We start from the raw sequence: 4,345 nt of genomic DNA, 5'->3' as shown, positions 1-4,345 counted from the left end.
ACGGCCCGCCTGTGTGCATAAGAAAACTGTCTACGAAACCGGATCAAGTCCAGGGTGAAGCGCCGCCACCGGATCAAACGACACCCGCACACACCACCCCACACGGACCCTTCGAGCTCAAGGCTCCTTGGCCGGCGCCTCGGCGGAGGCGGAGACCAGCTCACCGCCGAAGAGGCTGGAGTTGCGCACGAAGAAGACCGTGCGCAGCCCCTCCGCCAGAGCCTGCATCCGCTCGACGGCCTGAGCCTCCCGCCCGGGCTTGGGCACCTGCAGCCCGAGGAAGACCACGTCGGCCTCGGCGCTCTCCTCGTGGATGATCTTGCTGACCCGCTCGCCCTCGGGCAGCAGCCGCACCGTGCACTTCGCGTCGATGCGGATCTCGGGGAGGAACTGCTCGAGGTGGCGCTCGGTCTGCTCCTTCATGTGATCGTTGCTCGCCAGGGAGAGCACCCGGATCTTCACGTTGCGCCACTCGGGGTTGCGCTTGAGCAGGTGGGCGAGGAGCAGCATCAGGTCGCCGTTGCGCTGGAGGCCGCCCCACCAGACGTGGATCTCGCGGCGGTGGCTGTGGCGGGGATCCATCCCGGCCTGGATGCGGCCCAGGATCACCGACTTCTGCAGGCGGTCGAGGCGCTGCACCACGTGCATCAGCTCCTCGACCCGCTCGGGCTGGCTGGGCCAGCCCACCATCACGGTGTTGCTGTGCAGCCCCGCCATGCCGTTGGCCTGGGCCACGTGCGCCATGCCGCTGATCACGTCCTCGACCACGTCGACCTCGGCGAAGGCCACCAGGCCCTCGCGATCGAGGCTCCGCCGCATCTGCATCCGGCGCTCGGCGGGGTCGATCCTGGGATCGAGGAGGTCGCCCACCACCAGCTCGCAGATCGTGACCACGCCCCGCCCCTGGGAGAACCAGGTGCCGAAGCGGACCAGGTCGAGGCGGCGATCGAGGTTCTCGGTGAAGACCAGGACGTGGGGCCGCCAGTTGCGGGCCGAGAGGGGGCGGGCGGCGAGGCGGAAGAGCGACCAGCGGATCAGGGCCTCGTACATCCCCCGCCGGGCGTCCCCCCACTCGGCCTCCCGCTCGCGGCGGTCGAGCGCCAGCCAGAGCAGGAGCTCCACCCCGATGGCCGCCGCCGCCGCCGGGGCGTGGATGAGGAACATCACCGCGAAGCAGGCGACGCCGCCCACCAGGGAGAGGGCCCAGTGCACCCGCAGCTTGGGGCGCCAGGAGGGGTCGCCCGAGACCTGCTCCAGGGCGGCGACGAGGTTCACCATCCCGTAGACGGTGAGGAAGAACATCGAGACCACCAGGGCCACGGCGTTCAGCTCGCCCAGGAAGACCGCGCCCAGGGCGATGACCATGGTCACGACCAGCCCCAGGATGGGCTCGCTCTGCTCGGGCTTCCCCTCCAGGGCCTTGGGCGCCAGGCTGTCGATGGCCAGAGCCTGCAGGGTGCGCGGCGCGCCGAGGACCGAGCCCACCGCCGAGGAGAAGATCGCCCCCCAGAGGCCGGGCAGGATCGCCACCGCGCCCAGGGGCGCGATCTTGGTCCAGATCATCGGCTCGCTCCGCAGCGCCATGTCGGTGGCGCCGACGACCAGCAGGAAGGGGATCCCCAGGTAGACCATCAGGCCGGTGAGGGTGGCGGTGATGGCGCCCACCGGGATCGACTTGCCGGGATCGCGCAGGTCCCCCGAGAGGCCGAGGCCGGCCATGATGCCGGTGACCGCCGGGAAGAAGACCGCGAAGACGCCCCAGAAGCCGGGGTTCGTGGCGGCCTCCTCGGTCTCGGGCCCCATCATCGTGGCGACGTTCCCCTCGGCGACCCCGATGATCAGCGCGATGATCGAGATCACGATCAGCACCAGCAGGGGGATCTGCACCTTCAGGGCCATGGCCGCGCCCTTCAGGGCCAGCGCGCCGACGGCGGCGACGATGATGAAGGCCGCGATCTGCACCGGCACGCCGGGCCAGAGGATCCGCAGGGACTCGGCCAGACCGAAGGCGTAGAGGGTCACCGAGAAAGCCTGGGAGAGGAAGAGGGGCAGGCCGATCGCGCCGCCGATCTCCAGGCCGAGGGAGCGGGAGATCATGTAGTAGGCGCCGCCCACCCCCACCCGGATGTTGGTGGCCACCGCCGAGAAGGAGAGCGCGGTGATGAAGGTGATGCTGTTGGCGATCAGCACGATCGCCAGGGTCTTCCAGAGCCCCATGTGCCCGATCACCCAGCCGAAGCGCAGGTACATGATGACGCCGAGGATCGTCAGGATCGTCGGCAGGTAGACGCCGAGGAAGGTCCCGAGCTTTCCGTCCGCCGGGCGCGCCGGACCGCGGGGGAAGGGCCAGAGGGCCTTGAGGCCGGTGGCCTTCTGGTTTTCCTTCTTGCTCATCGCCGTGCCGGAGTGCGGCAGAGTCTACCCCACCCGGACGAACCGACCGCAAGGGAGAACGAGATCAGGGGCAGACCATCGGCGGGGAGCCGGGCCCACAGGGGAAGATGGGCTCGCTGCCGTCGGGGCAGCCGAGGCAGCCGTTGCAGACCTCGACGTCGAAGGCGTGGCCGGCGCCCCGGGGCTCGCCCAGCCACCACTGGACGATGACGGTCACCCGCGCCGCGGAGTCGGAGAGCGAGGGATCGGCCGCCAGGACCGCGGCGACGTCCCGCGGGATCAGGTTCAACCCCAGCCCCGTCGTGCGGCCCCGCTCCAGGACCCCGGAGGCGGGGATCTCCCGCTCCCCGAGGGCCTCCATGAGCCAGGAGAGCTCCTGCTCGACGGCGTCGTAGCGCGTCACCAGCCTCTCCAGCTCGTAGGTGTCGCTGCGCCCCAGGAGGAGGAAGCCCTGGTTGAACTCGGCGTTCTGGAAGGAGACGTCGAAGCGGCCCTGCATCACCTGCTCGCCCTCGACGTCGGCCACGCAGAAGCCCCCGTCGTCCCGCAGGGGCACGGCCCCGAGGAGCTGCGGCCGGCTGGCCGTCGACCGGAGAGATCCCCTAAACCAGAGATCATGATTCCCGAACAGCGGATGGCGCCGCGGACGTGCCCGAATGCGAGGAAGGGCGAGGGAGCCTAGCCTTAGCTAGGTGACCGAGGCCTGACGCGGCAGGCGGGTGCGGCCTGCAAGCCAGACGTGATCGGGAATCGTGATTTCTGGTTTAGAGTGGCGCGGCGCGAAGGAGGCATGCCCATGTACGAGAAGAGCATCGAGCGGTTGAACCAGGCGGTGGCGGACGAGCTCTCGGCCGTCCATCAGTATATGTACTTTCACTTCCACTGCGACGATCAGGGCCTCGACCTGCTCGCCCGCCTCTTCTTCCAGACCGCCCTCGAGGAGATGCGGCACATCGAGACGATCGCCGAGCGGATCCTCTTCCTGAAGGGCGAGGTGGAGCTGAAGGCCTCGGAGGAGGTCCAGAAGATCCACGACCCGGTCGAGATGCTGAAGCTCTCGGTGAAGATGGAGCAGGGCTCGATCAAGGACTACAACCTCTGGGCCAACGAGTGCAGCGCCAACGCCGACTCGGCCAGCCGCAAGCTCTTCGAGGCGCTGGTCGACGACGAGGAGCGCCACTACGGCCAGTGGGACAACGAGCTCGAGAACCTCGAGAAGTACGGCCAGAGCTACCTGGCCCTCCAGGCCATCGAGCGCGGCCGCGGCGGCGGCAGCGGCCCCCAGCCCTGAGAGAGGAAGGGCGCCCCACCCTCCACGGGGTGAGACGCCCTCCTCGCTCCGGCGCTCCGATCCGCGATCAGACGCGCTCGAAGAGCGCCGCGGCGCCCATGCCGCCGCCGATGCACATGCTGACGATGCCGTAGCGGCCGCCCCGCCGCTTCAGCTCGTGGAGGAGCGTCGCGGTGAGCTTGGCGCCGGTGGCCCCCAGGGGGTGGCCCAGGGCGATGGCGCCGCCGTTGACGTTGACCTTGTCATCGGCGATGCCCAGCTCCCGCTGGCAGTAGGCCGCCTGGGAGGCGAAGGCCTCGTTGATCTCGAAGAGATCGATGTCCTCGATCTTCAGGTCGAACTTGGCGAGGAGCTTGCGGATCGCCGGGACCGGACCGATGCCCATGAGCTCCGGCGGCACGCCCACGACCTGGAAGCCGCGGAAGACGCCCAGGGGCGTCAGGCCGAGCTCCTTGGCCTTGTCGGCGCTCATCACCACCGCGGCGGCGGCGCCGTCGGTCAGGGGCGAGGAGTTGCCGGCGGTCACCGTGCCCTCGGGGCCCACGTCGAAGGCGGGGCGCAGCTTGCCCAGCCCCTCGAGGGTGGTCTCGGGGCGGGGCAGCTCGTCCTGGTCGACGGTGATCTCGTGCCACTCGCCGTCCTTGAAGACCCGGGTCTTCA

General features: G+C 69.6%; 4 protein-coding genes. 1 reads left to right on the top strand and 3 read right to left on the bottom strand.

What is annotated here, in order from left to right; genetic code table 11:
• Window positions 1-117: 117 nt before the first annotated feature.
• A complete protein-coding gene (locus P1V51_25330) occupies window positions 118-2,394 on the bottom strand; it encodes a Na-K-Cl cotransporter (GenBank protein ID MDF1566379.1) in 2,277 nt (758 codons plus the stop codon).
• Between the two features lie 64 nt (window positions 2,395-2,458).
• Entirely contained in the window at window positions 2,459-2,950 is a 492-nt protein-coding gene (locus P1V51_25325; GenBank protein ID MDF1566378.1) for a hypothetical protein, read from the bottom strand.
• Window positions 2,951-3,190: 240 nt separating this feature from the next.
• Between P1V51_25325 and P1V51_25320 the strand changes: the two genes are divergently transcribed.
• Complete coding sequence (locus P1V51_25320; GenBank protein MDF1566377.1) at window positions 3,191-3,685, top strand: ferritin-like domain-containing protein; 495 nt, start codon at window positions 3,191-3,193, stop codon at window positions 3,683-3,685.
• Window positions 3,686-3,752: 67 nt separating this feature from the next.
• Here P1V51_25320 and P1V51_25315 read toward each other — a convergent pair.
• The coding region (locus tag P1V51_25315; GenBank protein ID MDF1566376.1) for a thiolase family protein at window positions 3,753-4,345 on the bottom strand (593 nt) is incomplete at its 5' end.

This window comes from Deltaproteobacteria bacterium (assembly GCA_029210625.1).
Classification (GTDB): Bacteria; Myxococcota; Myxococcia; order SLRQ01; family SLRQ01; genus JARGFU01.
Note: the sequence above shows the minus strand (reverse complement) of the source record. Positions and strands in the feature narration are given on the sequence as shown.

Bases quoted from the DNA above. Each gene is read 5' to 3' on its own strand.
- P1V51_25330 (MDF1566379.1), bottom strand. From the start codon at position 2,394: ATGAGCAAGAAGGAAAACCAGAAGGCCACCGGCCTCAAGGCCCTCTGG.
- P1V51_25320 (MDF1566377.1), top strand. From the start codon at position 3,191: ATGTACGAGAAGAGCATCGAGCGGTTGAACCAGGCGGTGGCGGACGAG.